The organism is Acinetobacter pullicarnis, from assembly GCF_006352475.1.
In the GTDB taxonomy this organism is placed as follows: Bacteria; Pseudomonadota; Gammaproteobacteria; order Pseudomonadales; family Moraxellaceae; genus Acinetobacter; species Acinetobacter pullicarnis.
The window spans coordinates 1,846,060-1,861,343 of the sequence record NZ_VCMZ01000001.1 but is presented as its reverse complement, the minus strand read 5'-3'; the positions used below and the strand labels follow the sequence as shown (position 1 = coordinate 1,861,343).

The window sequence follows — 15,284 nt, the reverse complement described above, 5'->3', positions numbered from 1 at the left end:
ACTCAGCGTTCCAATTGCTTAATATGTTGACCTGCAACTTGCCGAGCAAGTTGATCCGTATGCAAAATCATCTCAATGGATTCTGCGGCATCATTCTGAACCTGATTAAGCGTATGTTCAACTGTTTGTGCAATCTGTAAAAAGCCAATGCGATGCTTTAAGAAGGCATCAACAGCAACCTCATTCGCTGCATTTAAAATCGCTGGCGTTACCCCACCGGCTTGCATCGCTTGACGAGCAAGCGTGAGTGCAGGGAAACGTACCAAGTCAGGTGCTTGAAAATCCAAAGTTGATTGGCTAAACACATCTAAACGAGGAACATCTGTTGCTATACGATCAGGCCAAGCAAGTGCATGTGCAATCGGCGTACACATATCTGGATTGCCCATTTGAGCCAATGTTGAACCATCCACATATTGAACCATAGAGTGAATAATACTTTGCGGATGAACCACCACTGTAACAAAATGTTCTTTAATTGAAAATAGATGACATGCTTCTATTAATTCCAAGCCTTTATTCATTAAAGTTGCTGAATCAACAGAAATTTTCTGCCCCATTGACCAATTGGGATGCTTGCATGCTTGCGCTGGTGTAACATTTTGTAATTGTTCTAAACTGTGATTTAAAAATGGACCGCCAGATGCAGTCAATAAAATCTGCGACACCCCTTGCTGAGGCTGACCATTTTTCTCTGCATCCATGTAATTATATGGGAGGCATTGAAAAATGGCGTTATGTTCCGAATCTACTGGCAATAATAAGGCTTGATGTCGCTTTGCCGCAGCAAGCATCAATTCGCCAGACATGACCAGCGCTTCTTTATTGGCAAGTAAAACGCGCTTACCTGCTTTAACTGCCGCCAAGGTTGGCAATAAACCAGCAGCACCCACGATGGCAGCCATGACGACATCAACATCAGCATGACCAGCAATCGCAACCAAACCCGCTTCATCGGTTAAGATTTCAATATCCTGCAATCCTAGTGCTGCCAAGCCCTGCTTTAATCTTTCGACACCAGCGGCAGGAACAACAACGACCTTGGGATGATATTGATGACATATTTGGATAAGTTCATCTATGCGACTGTGCGCACTGACCGCAAATACTGAGTATTTATCAGGGTGTTGTGCCAAAACTTTCAGCGTACTTTGCCCAATTGAACCCGTAACGCCTAATATACAAATAGATTGCGACATCTAGACATCTACACCAATAAGTTTTAATACATACATAGCAACCGCAAAAATCGGTGCTGCAGCAAGCAAAGAGTCAATTCGATCAAGTACTCCGCCGTGACCTGGCAAAATTCTGCCAGAATCTTTAATACCAGCGCGACGTTTAATCATCGACTCAAATAGATCACCTAGCACTGAACTAAATACAGTCACAATTGAAAATAGCAGGAACAGAAGATGATGCGCCAAACTCAAATTCAAGAAGTAGTATTGCACCACAACGATAACAATGATGACTGTGATCAACCCCCCAATAAGCCCCTCAATCGATTTATTAGGACTGACATGTGGCGCTAGTTTACGCTTACCGAGTTTACGCCCAACAAAGTACGCACCACTGTCTGCCCCCCAAACCAAGAGGAACAAATACATGAGCCACCAAGGAGAGTTCCCCCAAACCTGAAATATTGCAGTCACAGCGGCACTAATCAGCACCAAACCAACAATTTTTAGACTTGGATTATACCAACCATCATATTCTGGATATGACTTCACCCAATACACACTCATGATCCATAAGAGTATTGATGCAATCCATAATAATATTGCGAGATCACCGAAATATAATGCCAATGCTGATAGAGCCGCAGTCAACACCCCAAAACCAGCAGCTTTAAGTTTATTTGCGACCGAACTTTCGCTGGGCATAAGTTTGAACCACTCATAGCCTGCAGCGCCAGCAGCAACGATCATTAAAACTAACATCGGGTATTGACTGGTTGTAGCGAACATACAGCTCAATACAACAGCAACAAGCACCAATGCGGTGATTATCCGCTCTAACATTATTATTTCTCTATATTTGCTTGTTGAATTTGTTCTGAAGTTTGACCAAAACGTCTTTCTCTAGCAGAAAAAACTTGTATTGCTCGATCAAACTCTTCAACCGTAAACTCAGGCCATAGCGTTTGCGTGAAATACAACTCTGCATAAGCCGTTTGCCAAAGTAAGAAATTGGACAACCGGTAATCGCCACCAGTCCGAATAAGTAAATCGACGGGGGCTAGTTCATTAAGACTAATGTGCTCTGCAAATAGGCCAGCATTAATCTGACTTACTTCAAGTTTTTGATCTTTGACCATTTGTGCAATTTTTTGTGCGGTATTGGCAATGTCCCACATTCCACCATAACTCACTGCAATGGTCAAAGTCATTTCACAAAACGCTGCCGTTCTATGCTCTGCTTCATCCATTAAAGCTTGTAATTCTGTAGATAAGCGATCACGCTCGCCAATAAATCTCAAAGCGATTTGATACTTTTCCATTCTCGGAATTTGTTCACGAATGGTTTCGCCAAGAAGTTGCATAAGCAAATCAACTTCATATTGTGGACGATTCCAATTTTCACTCGAAAATGCAAAAACAGTCAGCGCCTGGACATTGAGTTGGCGGCAATGTTCCACGATTGGATCAAGAACATTCTTGCCTTCGCGGTGCCCAGCCCCTTTGTCCAGTTGTTTTTTTTTTGGCAAAACGATTATTGCCATCCATGATGATGGCAATATGTTGTGGCAGACTTGCTTCGTTAGATGCAGTCATTCAATTTTAGACCTTCAATAATTCAGCTTCTTTCGCTGCTAAACGTCTATCTACTTCAGCCACAAATTTGTCTGTAATTTTTTGAATATCATCCGCTGCACGGCGATCATCATCTTCAGAAATTTCTTTATCTTTCAATAATGATTTAATATCACCCAATACATCACGACGAATGTTACGGATGGCAACTTTGGCATTTTCAGCTTCAGTACGTGCCACTTTTTGCATGTCACGACGAGTTTCTTCAGTTAATGCTGGTAAAGGTACACGAATTGCGTCTGCGCTAATTGGGTTTAAGCCCAAATCACTTTCACGAATCGCCTTATCAATTGCACTCACCATAGTGCGCTCAAAAGGCTGTACCAATAAAGTACGAGAATCTTCAACACCGACGTTGGCCACTTGATTCAATGGCACAGCAGAACCATAGTAAGAAACCATAACGCCATTTAAGATTGAAGGGTGTGCACGACCTGTGCGCACTTTTGCAAAGCCTTGATCCAGAGAGTCAAGGGTTTTACTCATGCGGTCTTCGCTGTCTTTCTTAAGATCGTTAATCATTTGATCTTCCTTACATATTTTTAAAAGTGAATGATTTTAAATTGCAATAGTATAGTGAGCTTTACAACTGAGGTACATTAGTTTGTAACGTGTGTGCCTTCTTTTTCACCCATAATGACTGAAAGTAACGCACCAGACTTATTCATATCAAAAACTTGTAATGGCACATTGTGGTCACGACACAAACAAATCGCGGTTAAATCCATCACACCAAGTTTTTCATCAAGCACTTGGTCGAAAGTTAAATTGTCATATTTAACTGCATCATCAAATTTGCTTGGATCTTTATTATAAACGCCATCAACTTTGGTCGCTTTTAAAATCAATTTTGCTTCAATTTCAATACCACGTAAACAGGAAGCCGTATCTGTGGTAAAGAATGGATTACCCGTTCCAGCAACAAATACACAGACTTCACCTTGAGACAGGTGACGAATTGCATCGCGGCTTGAGTAAGATTCAACCACGGTACCAATAGGCAAAGCTGACATTAAGCGAGTTTTAATGTTACGGCGAACCAAAGCATCACGTAAGGCCAAACCGTTCATTACAGTTGCCAACATGCCCATTTGATCACCGGTCACACGACCAACCAAGCCTTCTTTTTGCAATTGGCTGCCGCGATATAAATTACCGCCACCAACAACGATACCCACTTGTACACCCAAACCAACCAAATGAGCAATCGACAAAGACATTTGATCGAGCACTTGTGCATCAATCCCCATATCTTTATTTCCAGCGAGTGCCTCACCTGAAAGTTTAAGCAAAATCCGTGAATAACGTGGATTTTTGGAATCTGACATTTCTAAAAGCTCCGCTACTATTTTATTTAAAATTTAATCTGTGCCAAAGCCAGCAATTATGCTGACTTAACTTTAATTAACTTCGCAAAGAGATCATATTCATCGGCATCGGTGATTTCGACTTCGAGTAGATCCCCTGCCTTAATTTGATTTTTATCGATATCTTCAACAAAAACATGACCATCAATTTCTGGCGCATCTGCATATGAGCGCGCCACGGCTACTGGAAACTCATCTTCAAAACCATCAACCAATACCGTCATGATTTGTCCGATGCGTTGCTGCAATTTAGCCGATGAAATTTGTTGTTGTACCTGCATGAAACGCTCATAGCGTGCTTGCTTGATTTCTTCTGGAACATGATCTGGCAAATCGTTCGCTGTTGCACCTTCTACCGGTGAATAAGTGAAGCAACCAACACGATCAAGTTTCGCTTCAACCAACCAATCGAGCAACATTTGGAAATCTTCTTCCGTTTCACCAGGAAAACCAACCACAAATGTTGAACGAATCACTAAATCTGGACATTTCTCACGCCATTGGTGAATACGCTCAAGGGTGTTTTCACTGTGCGCAGGACGTTTCATTAACTTTAGGATTCTTGGACTGGCATGCTGAAATGGAATATCCAAGTACGGCAATATCTTGCCCTTTGCCATGAGATCGATCACTGCATCGACATGTGGATAAGGATAGATATAATGCAAACGCACCCAAATCCCGAGTTGCCCCAAAGCTTCACACATATCGAAGAATTTGGTTTTAACTGGCTGTCCTTCCCAGAAATCCAGCTTATATTTGGTGTCTAGACCGTATGCAGAGGTATCTTGAGAAATCACTAGAATCTCTTTTACGCCAGCATTTTTTAACGCTTTCGCTTCGCTCAGTACCGAACCTACTGGACGCGAAACCAAATCGCCACGCATGCTTGGAATAATACAGAAGGTACAACGGTGATTACAGCCTTCCGATATTTTCAAATAGGCATAATGCTTCGGTGTCAGACGAACCCCTTGTGGTGGGACCAAATCAACAAATGGATTATGTTTCGCTGGTGCAGGTACATATTCATGTACCGCTTCCATCACATCTTGATAGGCCGCAGCCCCTGTGACCTTTAAAACATTGGGATGCATTTGACGGATTTTATCTTCATCTTTACCTAGACAACCCGTCACAATGACACGCCCATTTTCGCTCATGGCTTCGCCAATTGCATCTAGGGATTCTTGAACTGCAGATTCGATAAAACCGCATGTATTTACAACAACTAAGTCCGCACCATCGTAATCTGATGCGACCTCATAGCCCTCAGTTTTTAACTGAGTTAAAATTCGTTCAGAATCGACCAATGCCTTAGGACAACCTAAAGAAACAAAACCGACTTTGGGTGATTTCATGAATCTACGCTCCACTAGAATGCGCGTATTGTATGACTTTTCTTAATATAAAAACAGCCAGTATCGGCACTCTTTGCATTCTGCACCAAAATTTATCATATTTTTTTATTATTTTTAAAAACGCACCACTTTAAATCACTTATGACTGTGATATTGTTTTTATCGGCAACAAATTCGCAAGATATGCATAAAACATTCGCTAGACAAGCAATCAAACTGTCTTTGTTTGCTTTTTTCCAGTCGATTTTGTCCGCCCAGCCCAGTTGGCGCATATATTGCAATATTTTGGCTACTTTTAAGAAAGAAGATGTCCCATTATAGGGAAAGCCCAACCACTCACCTCACAGCATTGCGCTATTTTAATACAGGATTATTTGATTAATGGATCACTACCCAACAATCGACTACCGCCTTTTGGTAGATAACCTGACCACCGCAATTGTTTTGGTCGATCGTGATCTGAACATTTTCTATCTCAACTCCGCTTGCGAAGCACTATTTGACATGAGTTTGTTACGTGCATCAGGTCAATCTGTCCTCAACACCTTACATGCACCCAATGACAGCTTTAATACACATGAAGCATTATTAAACAGCCTAGATAAAGGTCAGGCTTATACCCGCCGAGAAGCCACAATCATTGTCAATTTCAAAGACATCCATGTCGACTACTCAGTATCACAACTCAATGCAGGTAAATCGCATCATCCACTCCTATTAATCGAACTCAACCCGATTGATCGAATGCTAAAAATAGCCAAAGAAGACAATCTCATTCAACAACATCAGGTAACGCGGCAATTGATTCGTGGTGTTGCGCATGAAATTAAAAACCCGTTAGGCGGTATACGGGGAGCGACGCAATTACTTGCCCGCAGTTTAAATGACCCGAAATATACTGAATTTACAGATGTTATTATTAGCGAGGTTGATCGGCTAAGAACTTTAGCAGACACCATGCTTGGCTCTAGACAACTTCCCAGCTATGCCTTGGTGAATATTCATGAACCGCTAGAGCGCGTACGCGCCTTAATTGTTAATCAAACCAAAAAGAAAGTCAGCATTAGCCGCGATTATGACCTATCACTCCCCGAAATTTCCGCAGACCGAGATCAATTGATTCAAGTCATGCTTAACATTAGTGTCAATGCCATTCAGGCGATGACAGAAAATAAAGAATTCTTCCAAACACAACAACCCGCACTCATTTTAAGAACTCGGATTCAACGCTTAGTCACCATCAATGGTGTATTACATAAATCAACCATTCGAATTGATATTGAGGATAATGGACCTGGCATACCAGAAGAACTTTTAGAAGCCGTGTTTTATCCACTGGTTTCAGGACGCGCCAAAGGAACAGGACTCGGCCTGAGCATCGCACAAAATATTATGCACCAACATAGCGGAATGATTGCCTGCCAATCCATTTCAGGAAAAACAATTTTTAGCCTTTATTTACCTTGGGAGTCGAATCATGTCGCAAAATAAAATTTGGGTCATTGATGATGATCGCGCAATGCGCTGGGTTTTAGAAAAAACATTTAAAGAAGAAGGGTTTGACGTCACTAGTTTTGAGGATGCCCAATCCGCGCTCGACCAACTCAGCCCCAATACACCTGATGTGATTCTCACCGACATTCGGATGCCAGGCATCGATGGACTGACCTTTTTAGGCAAAGTGAAAAATAGCTACCCTGATTTGCCTGTAATTATCATGACCGCACATTCAGATCTTGAGTCTGCAGTTTCAAGTTATCAGACCGGTGCCTTTGAATATTTGCCGAAACCCTTTGATATTGATGAAGCTCTGGCCTTGGTTAATCGCGCTATCATGCACATTAACAAACTTCAACAACAAGAGTCAGCCAAAGTTACACCAATCCAATCAACTGAAATTATTGGTGAATCCCCTGCAATGCAGGAAGTATTCCGTGCGATTGGTCGCCTATCGCAATCGCATATTACGGTACTCATTAATGGTGAGTCAGGTACGGGTAAAGAGCTTGTCGCTCAAGCCCTACATCGTCACTCGCCACGTAGCAGCAAGCCATTTATTGCATTAAATATGGCCGCCATTCCCAAAGATCTGATTGAAACTGAATTATTTGGCCATGAAAAAGGGGCATTCACGGGTGCCAACGCGCAACGTCATGGTCGTTTTGAACAAGCCAACGGTGGCACATTATTTTTAGATGAAATCGGTGATATGCCTTTTGAAACCCAAACACGCTTATTACGTGTCTTGGCTGATGGGGAATTTTATCGCGTTGGTGGGCATATCCCTGTACGTGTTGATGTACGAATTGTGGCTGCAACCCATCAAGACCTAGAGAAACTGGTTCAAGATGGTCGTTTCCGCGAAGACTTATACCATCGTTTGAATGTAATCCGTATTCATATTCCAAAACTTGCGCATCGTGCTGAAGACATTCCAATGTTGGCACAACACTTTTTGGCACGTGCAGGTAAAGAACTCGGAGTGAGCCCTAAAATCCTACGCACAGAAACCCAACAATATATGCAACAATTGCCTTGGCAAGGCAATGTACGTCAACTTGAAAACACCTGCCGCTGGCTGACGGTGATGATCACCAGTCGAGAGGTCTATCCAGAAGACTTACCTGCAGAGCTCAAGCAAATTCCGATTCAAAAAACTGCGGAGCATGCTGCAGCGACTGAACAGGTTGCCCCACAACAGCAGTGGGATGAACTGCTCTCACAATGGGCTGTGCAAAAACTAAAAAGTGGCGAAATGAAAATTTTAGATATCGCCACCCCATTATTCGAACGCACACTCATTATTGCCGCGCTACAACAAACTCGTGGGCGCAAACGCCATGCTGCCGAGCTTCTAGGTTGGGGACGCAATACATTAACCCGTAAACTCAAAGACCTTGGCATGGATACCACCGATGATGAAGATGAGGAAGAAGTTAAACCATCCTTGGTCGAATAGGTAGCATACGCATCGATCAGCTCCACAAACAACCGCATCTCCATTTATGTGATGCGGTTGTTTTTTTAATCTATATCTATAAAATCAAATCACAACATTTATAAGTCATTCAAAATCATGTATCTAAAACGTGCATTTCAAGCCATCATTTTTAGTCAATGCTTAATTACCAGCAGCAGCTTTGCAACCACAGGTGGCGGACAAAATATTGAATTACTTGGCTTTGATAAAAAAGAGAAGAAACTTTTCTTATTAAGACACTTTGAAGATGGGCGTGGTCGACTGCCACAGCTATATTATTATAAATTCGACAATACCAGCAAAGCACCCCCACTAATTGAAGTTAAATCCTTATATATCAATCCAAAAACCCATAAAATCGACTACGACCAAGACTCCAAACGCTTTGATCAAGAAATGGATAAGATCATAAATCGCTTAACCCCACTGATTAAAGTTGAGAATGGGCAACCTCAACTCCACATCCTCAGGCAACGCACTCAAGAAGTCCCTTCTTGGCACGAGGAAAATGAAACCCTGACTGAATATAATTTTACCTATCAAGTTGAAAGCAATGGACTCAGCAGCATCCCACAACAAGCAACGGCCTATCTTCCTGAGCTAAATATTGCACAGCAATATAGAATCCCTACGCAGAACAAAATGATTGTTACCATTGAGTATTTTGGTGTGCCCATAGAAACTGGTTATAACCTAGAAGATCCCGTGTTATTAACCCCCATAAAACAAATGCGTTAAAAGTTGCATCAAAATAAACCGTAATATCTGCTGCATATAATTTAAATATCAGAAACACAATGTAAATGCTTCACTTTCGAGCAGAGTTTTATTGACGGATTTGTTATAGTGTGTACAAAATTTTGGTTCCTTGTTTTGTAATGACTTATGAATAAACATTTCGCACAAATGGAAATCACGAGTTGCGACTACCCACCAACTCGTCGTGGTCATCAACGTCGCCTCGCTTTACTTCTTAGTGCAAATGAGCTTTTTTTAGAACGTGGCTATGATGCGGTCTCTTTAGACGATATCGTTCATCATGCTGGCGGCTCCAAAACCTCAATTTATAAATACTTTGGCAATAAAGAAGGTCTGTTTAGAGCCATATGTGATTATAGACGTGCTGTTTTCTTCAAAGATATTTGTCCCGCCTTCGAACAAAGCAAAGATGATCTACGTGCCTATCTGATTCGCAACCTTAATAATTTTTATCGCAATCTGGTCGCCAATGAAAATGCTGCTTTTTTTCGAATGATCGTCGAACATACGAAGACTGCACCAGAATTTGCTTTATATATCCACGAACAAGGCCCCAAAGTGATACAAACGGTCATCGCCAAAGCCCTCGAAAATGCACATAATCAAAATGTTCTTTATTGCCCTAAACCGATGTTTTCTGCACAACTCTACCTGGGTATTATTCGACACTTAGAGTGGAAAACACTGATGGGAATTAATATCGAAATTGAAAGTTCTGAAGTTGAAGCCTACTTCGAATACAGCATTGATCGTTTTTTAGATGGTCATCAAATAGCTTAACTTGCTCATTGATTTTAATTGCTTAAGTGACTTTTAATTTTTGCATTTCCAACAGTTTATAGTATATTAGACGATTCCCCTTCTTTCTTAATTATCATTAACCAACAATGATTTGCTGGTCATTTTCCTATTTGCCAAATAATTATTGTGGAGTAATCATGACTTTACGACACTTTCTTACTTTAAGCGATTTAAGCACTGCGGAACTAAATCAAATTATTGATCGTGCAATACAACTTAAGCGCATGCAACACCAGAATGAAGTCTATCAACCCTTTGTTGGTAAAGTCATGGGAATGATCTTCGAAAAATCCAGTACGCGTACTCGCGTCTCCTTCGAAGCAGGCATGAGCCAATTTGGTGGTAGCGCTATTTTTCTTTCATCACGCGATACTCAGTTGGGCCGCGGTGAACCGATTGAAGATTCTGCACGTGTTATCTCAAGCATGCTTGATATTGTCATGATCCGTACCTTTGGCCATGACATTGTTGAACGCTTTGCCAAATACTCTACAGTTCCTGTGATTAATGCACTCACTGATGATCATCATCCCTGCCAACTTCTCGCGGATGTGCAAACTTTTGTTGAACACCGTGGTTCAATTAAAGGCAAAACGGTAGCTTGGATTGGTGATGGCAACAATATGTGTAACTCATATATTGAAGCGGCAAAAATGTGGGGCTTTAAACTTAAAGTTGCGGCACCTGTTGGATATACCCCTAAAGCCGAATTTCTAAATGACTGTGTTGAATTGGTTGATTCTGCTGAGGCTGCCGCACAAAATGCCGACCTCATTGTGACTGATGTTTGGGCGAGCATGGGACAAGAAGAGGAACAAAAGATTCGTGAAAAAGCTTTTGCGGCTTATCAAGTGAATGAAAAATTGATGGATATTGCAAATCCAGACTGTTTATTTATGCATTGCCTACCTGCGCATCGTGGTGAAGAAATTTCAGAAACCATGTTAGATCATAAAAATGCAGTGGCGTGGGATGAAGCAGAAAATCGTTTACATGCTCAAAAAGCATTGGTTGAGTTCTTAATCAATGAAAATTTAAAGCCCGCCTAAACAGCTCTAAACCGATTTAAAAGGCGCTGTACTGTAAAAGTACAACGCCTTTTTTATTGCCTACAATCAGCCAATCAGCCCCAAGTGAAAACTAACGTAGCAAACCCTGTGGCTGTAAAATAATAATGGTTGCACCTATTAATACAACCATACCACCAACCAAATCCCAACGACTCAAACTCACTTGATCGACAAAACGCAACCACAGTAAGGCTGAAAGTACATAGACCCCACCATAAGCCGCATAAATACGCCCAGAAGCGGCAGGATGCAAAGTCAACAACCATACAAATACAGCCAGACTCAAGGCTGTTGGCACCCACAGCCAATGCGAGCGCCCTTGATTTAAAATCAAATAAGGGAAATAACAACCTAGAATCTCAGCCAGCGCAGTCAATAAAAATAAACAAAAGGTGGTCAGCACTTTGGTGACTTGAATATCCATAATTTCCCCAAAAAATAACCCGTGTAAGCACGGGTTATTTTAAATTAAAAATTGAATTAAGCAGGTTCGGCAGCTTGATCTTCAAAGACTTCAAGCTTCAATCCAACTGCTTTGCCATTTTCTTTTTTCACAGTAACGGCAACATTACCACCGTGATCAGCAAGCTCTCCAAACAGGATCATCTCGGCCAATGGTTTTTTCAGATGCTCCTGAATCAAACGTTGCATCGGACGTGCACCCATTAAGCGATCATAGCCTTGTTCCGCCATCCAATCTCTGGCACTTTGATCGACTTCAAGAATAACTTTCTTATCATCGAGTTGCGCCTGAAGTTCAGTTAAGAATTTATCAATCACCGACTCAATTACGGTAACTGGCAATGCTTTAAACTGAATCACTGCATCTAAGCGGTTGCGGAATTCTGGTGAGAAGGCACGTTTCATGGCCTCCTGATTGTCGTTACTATTGTCTTGTTCATTAAATCCAATGTTGATGCGTGAAATACTCTCAGCACCGATATTGGTGGTCAATACAATAATGACATTACGAAAATCAGATTTACGACCATTGTTGTCAGTTAATGCACCATGATCCATGATCTGTAGCAATAAATTGAATACATCTGGATGTGCTTTTTCAATTTCATCAAGCAGCAACACACAGTGTGGATTTTTATGTACCGCATCCGTGAGCAAGCCACCTTGATCATAACCAACATAACCAGGAGGTGCGCCAATCAAACGTGAAACTGCATGACGCTCCATATACTCAGACATGTCAAAACGAACCAATTCTACCCCAAGCAGTTTCGCCAACTGCTTCGTCACCTCAGTTTTACCGACCCCGGTTGGACCAGCAAAAACAAAGTTACCAACGGGTTTATCTGGTGCTTTCAAACCTGCACGAGAAAGTTTAATCGCTGAACCCAGCGCACTGATGGCTTCATCCTGCCCAAAGACCACACGCTTAAGATCACGCTCTAAGTTCTCAAGCACAGACTTATCATCTTTAGACACCGTTTTTGGTGGAATACGGGCAATTTTTGAAACGATATCTTCAATATTTTCAACCGTAATCACTTTGTCATCAGTATCCGCTTTCAAGCGACGTTGAGCACCAGCCTCATCAATTACATCGATTGCTTTATCGGGTAAGAATCGGTCATTAATAAACTTAGCTGAAAGCTCCACTGCCGAAATCAAGGCACTATCTTCATACTGAACATGATGGAAATCTTCAAACTTAGATTTTAGGCCACGCAAGATTTCAATAGTTTCTGTGATTGAAGGCTCATTCACATCAATTTTTTGGAAGCGACGTGAAAGTGCATGATCCTTTTCAAAAACTTGACGATACTCTTGGAATGTCGTCGAGCCGATGCAACGCAAACTGCCATTGGCTAAAGCAGGTTTGATTAAATTCGAAGCATCCATGGTGCTTCCCATGCTAGAGCCTGCACCAATAATCATGTGAATTTCATCGATGAACAACACCGCTTCTGGTTTTTTCTTCAATGCATTTAAAAGTTGTTTTAAACGTTTCTCAAAATCACCACGATATTTTGTGCCAGCAACCAAGGCACCAATATCTAAGCTATAAATCTCAGCACTGGCCAATGGTTTTGGCGCTTTATTATTGACGATCAGCCAAGCAAGGCCTTCGGCAATCGACGTTTTACCAACACCCGGATCACCCACTAATAATGGATTGTTTTTCCGGCGACGACAAAGAATTTGCGCAGCACGTTCAATTTCTTTTTCACGGCCAATTAAAGGATCTGTTTTCCCTTTTTGTGCCTCTACATTTAGATTTAAAGTATAAAGTTCCAAAGGACCAGCATTTGGAGATGCCCCAATATCACTCTCAAGCTCTTCTGATTCTTCTTCGACTTGAATCTCGTCTTTACGGCCACCGTGCGATAAATATTGTGTAAGTGTGAGACGATTAATCTGATGACGTTTCAGTAAATAAACCGCAAAAGAATCGCGTTCTGAGTACATCGCCACGAGCACATCAGCACCCTCAACGGTACGATCTCCACCACTCGATTGCACATGAAAAATGGCACGTTGCAAAATACGATCAAAGCTTTCCGTTGGGTGTGGTGCTTGATCACTTGTGTCAGCCAACTTTGGTGTATGTTGCTCTACGTATTCTTCTAATTCTTTGCGTAAACTCACGATTTCTGCACCACACGCTTTTAACGCATTGACGGCAGAGTCGTTATCAAGCAAAGCCAATAATAGATGTTCAACCGTAAGAAATTCATGCCTCTTTTGCCGAGCCATGCTCACAGCCAGACGTAGTGAGACTTCTAATTGACGACTGAGCATGGAAACCCCCTTATACTTTAGGCTCAATTTGACAAAGTAATGGATAACCTTGAGCGCGAGCGTAATTATTGACTTGGTTTGCTTTCGTTTCCGCGATATCACGCGGGTAGACCCCAGCAATCCCTTTACCTTCGTAATGTACTGTTAGCATTACTTCAGTGGCTTGGTCAAGATTTAAAGCAAAGTATTGTTGTAAAACTTCAATTACAAAGTCCATCGGTGTGTAGTCATCATTCATTAAAACGACGGCATACATCGGTGGACGTTTCAGTTCTGGTGGTGCAGTTTCAACAATGACATCACCGTCAGGTTCCTGGTCTTGAGCATCGCCAAGACGCGGATTCAAATGCCAGTCCACATATCCAGATTGATTAAATGAAGCTTTAATTTCATCTAAACTGATGTGACGTTTGTTCGTTCGCATATTTTTTAAATTCATCATTTATTGCACATTGGCTTCAGCTTGCGGAACTTCCGCAGCAAAGCTTGCTAAGTTTTCGACAGACTTACCACGCTGCCAGCTAAAACGCTTAATAACAGGTGTGGCGCCATTGAGTCTAACCTCAATATATTGCGGATTAAAGCCTTTAGGCATGGTCCAACGTCCAGTTAAACGCTCAAAATCAGCGAAGCTAAAGCTTCTATTTTCCATCGGAATCACCAACACTTCAGTTCCACTGATCAGTCTTAACTCCACATTGCCAGTTGCGCGTTGTTGGTTCGGACTTACTTGAATCAAATCAAGTTGATATTCAAAAGCATTTTCAGGCAATGGTTTCACTGCGATATTTTGCACGGTTAAGCTTAACCCGCCGCGCTGTCTTAAAATCTCACGGTAGATACTGCTCATCCCATCAACTTGAATTTTTTCTGATTTGACCTTATTCAATGCGTCAAACAATTCATTTGAATTGTTGACAGCAACGTCACGCTCTTGAACGGCGACATTTAAACTTTTATTGAGTGCAGTTAAGGTATTTTTTTGTTTTTGTACAACTTCAACCAATTGCTCCGCATCGGCATCATAGCCTACAACGGTTAAGCCCTGACGATGTCCCACAGTATAACCCAACAATAAACTCCCCGCAGAGAGTACCACTGCAGCAACATAAAGCGGTCTATTACCCTGCATCAAGGTTTTTTTAAGTGGCGTTGATTTTGATGTTGCTTTCTTCATGTCGTGATCTTTGTCATGCTGCGCTGCGGAATGATTACTATCTGTAGATGGTATTGCATTGAGTTGTTGGTCTTGCTGTGTGACGACATTCGCCACTTCTGACTGAGGAGCAGTCTTGGCTTGATTATCTTGTTGGATCGTAGGATTGGATTCTTTTACTGGCTCAGCCGAGGTATTGGTTTTTTTATCTTGCTGT

The 15,284-nt window shown here is 41.7% G+C and carries 15 protein-coding genes and 1 pseudogene; 5 read left to right on the top strand and 11 right to left on the bottom strand.

Annotated elements, in window-relative coordinates; all coding sequences use genetic code 11:
* Positions 1–2: 2 nt before the first annotated feature.
* The 7 genes and pseudogenes from ispC to FD716_RS08165 form a co-directional block, all read right to left on the bottom strand.
* The gene (gene ispC, locus FD716_RS08195; protein WP_139851844.1) at positions 3–1,199 is read right to left on the bottom strand and encodes a 1-deoxy-D-xylulose-5-phosphate reductoisomerase; all 1,197 of its coding nucleotides are present in this window, start codon (positions 1,197–1,199) and stop codon (positions 3–5) included.
* The gene (locus tag FD716_RS08190; RefSeq protein ID WP_139851843.1) at positions 1,200–2,024 is read right to left on the bottom strand and encodes a phosphatidate cytidylyltransferase; all 825 of its coding nucleotides are present in this window, start codon (positions 2,022–2,024) and stop codon (positions 1,200–1,202) included. It lies immediately after the preceding gene.
* 2 nt (positions 2,025–2,026) lie between these two features.
* A pseudogene (uppS, locus tag FD716_RS08185) lies at positions 2,027–2,777 on the bottom strand (polyprenyl diphosphate synthase).
* A gap of 6 nt (positions 2,778–2,783) precedes the next feature.
* Positions 2,784–3,338, bottom strand: coding sequence for a ribosome recycling factor (gene frr / locus FD716_RS08180; protein ID WP_139851842.1), 555 nt, complete (start codon positions 3,336–3,338; stop codon positions 2,784–2,786).
* A 77-nt stretch (positions 3,339–3,415) separates the two neighbouring features.
* A complete protein-coding gene (gene pyrH / locus FD716_RS08175) occupies positions 3,416–4,144 on the bottom strand; it encodes a UMP kinase (protein ID WP_139851841.1) in 729 nt (242 codons plus the stop codon).
* 56 nt (positions 4,145–4,200) lie between these two features.
* Entirely contained in the window at positions 4,201–5,544 is a 1,344-nt protein-coding gene (gene rimO / locus FD716_RS08170; RefSeq protein ID WP_139851840.1) for a 30S ribosomal protein S12 methylthiotransferase RimO, read from the bottom strand.
* Positions 5,545–5,639: 95 nt separating this feature from the next.
* Positions 5,640–5,876, bottom strand: a complete 237-nt coding sequence (locus tag FD716_RS08165; RefSeq protein ID WP_139851839.1) for a hypothetical protein — start codon at positions 5,874–5,876, stop codon at positions 5,640–5,642.
* 49 nt (positions 5,877–5,925) lie between these two features.
* Between FD716_RS08165 and glnL the strand changes: the two genes are divergently transcribed.
* The 5 genes from glnL to argF all read left to right on the top strand — a co-directional run bounded on the left by glnL (position 5,926) and on the right by argF (position 11,133).
* The gene (glnL, locus tag FD716_RS08160; protein WP_139851838.1) at positions 5,926–7,035 is read left to right on the top strand and encodes a nitrogen regulation protein NR(II); all 1,110 of its coding nucleotides are present in this window, start codon (positions 5,926–5,928) and stop codon (positions 7,033–7,035) included.
* A complete protein-coding gene (gene glnG / locus FD716_RS08155; protein ID WP_139851837.1) occupies positions 7,022–8,503 on the top strand; it encodes a nitrogen regulation protein NR(I) in 1,482 nt (493 codons plus the stop codon). Before glnL ends, glnG begins: the two co-directional genes overlap by 14 nt.
* A gap of 117 nt (positions 8,504–8,620) precedes the next feature.
* Complete coding sequence (locus FD716_RS08150) at positions 8,621–9,262, top strand: aminotransferase (RefSeq protein ID WP_139851836.1); 642 nt, start codon at positions 8,621–8,623, stop codon at positions 9,260–9,262.
* Positions 9,263–9,409: 147 nt separating this feature from the next.
* Complete coding sequence (locus tag FD716_RS08145) at positions 9,410–10,063, top strand: TetR/AcrR family transcriptional regulator (protein WP_139851835.1); 654 nt, start codon at positions 9,410–9,412, stop codon at positions 10,061–10,063.
* A 158-nt stretch (positions 10,064–10,221) separates the two neighbouring features.
* The gene (gene argF / locus FD716_RS08140; protein WP_139851834.1) at positions 10,222–11,133 is read left to right on the top strand and encodes an ornithine carbamoyltransferase; all 912 of its coding nucleotides are present in this window, start codon (positions 10,222–10,224) and stop codon (positions 11,131–11,133) included.
* 91 nt (positions 11,134–11,224) lie between these two features.
* On the opposite strand, the gene FD716_RS08135 is transcribed toward argF, so the two are convergent.
* Genes FD716_RS08135 through FD716_RS08120 form a run of 4 tightly spaced genes read right to left on the bottom strand, consistent with a single transcriptional unit; the run spans position 11,225 to position 15,088 of the window.
* The gene (locus FD716_RS08135; RefSeq protein WP_139851833.1) at positions 11,225–11,578 is read right to left on the bottom strand and encodes a YnfA family protein; all 354 of its coding nucleotides are present in this window, start codon (positions 11,576–11,578) and stop codon (positions 11,225–11,227) included.
* Positions 11,579–11,634: 56 nt separating this feature from the next.
* Positions 11,635–13,911, bottom strand: a complete 2,277-nt coding sequence (clpA, locus tag FD716_RS08130) for an ATP-dependent Clp protease ATP-binding subunit ClpA (protein ID WP_139851832.1) — start codon at positions 13,909–13,911, stop codon at positions 11,635–11,637.
* 10 nt (positions 13,912–13,921) lie between these two features.
* Complete coding sequence (gene clpS / locus FD716_RS08125; protein WP_139851831.1) at positions 13,922–14,335, bottom strand: ATP-dependent Clp protease adapter ClpS; 414 nt, start codon at positions 14,333–14,335, stop codon at positions 13,922–13,924.
* Between the two features lie 18 nt (positions 14,336–14,353).
* Positions 14,354–15,088 carry a DUF6776 family protein gene (locus tag FD716_RS08120; protein ID WP_139853641.1) on the bottom strand — a complete coding sequence of 245 codons (735 nt, stop codon included), beginning with the start codon at positions 15,086–15,088 and terminating at the stop codon, positions 14,354–14,356.
* Positions 15,089–15,284: the final 196 nt, after the last annotated feature.